We start from the raw sequence: 280 nt of genomic DNA on the forward strand, positions 1-280 counted from the left end.
AAGGCGAAGTATCCGGAAATCACCGTCAACGAACTCAATCCGGATGCCGGTTCCGGCGACGAAATCGAGGCGATCAAGGCCAACAAGGACAACAAAGGTCCGCAGGCGCCCGACGTCATCGACGTCGGCCTGTCCTTCGGCCCGACCGCCAAGGCCGATGGCCTGATCCAGCCGTACAAGGTGTCGACGTGGGACTCGATCCCCGACAGCGCGAAGGATGCCGAAGGTTTCTGGACCGGCGACTATTACGGCGTCCTTTCCTTCCAGGTGAACAAGGACC

At 60.7% G+C, this 280-nt stretch carries 1 pseudogene; it reads left to right on the top strand.

Annotated features, from left to right (window positions below):
• Nucleotides 1-280 (top strand): annotated as a pseudogene (locus EOB49_RS35260) (ABC transporter substrate-binding protein); the annotation flags it as partial.

The organism is Mesorhizobium sp. M7A.F.Ca.MR.148.00.0.0 (genome assembly GCF_003997735.1).
GTDB lineage: Bacteria > Pseudomonadota > Alphaproteobacteria > Rhizobiales > Rhizobiaceae > Mesorhizobium.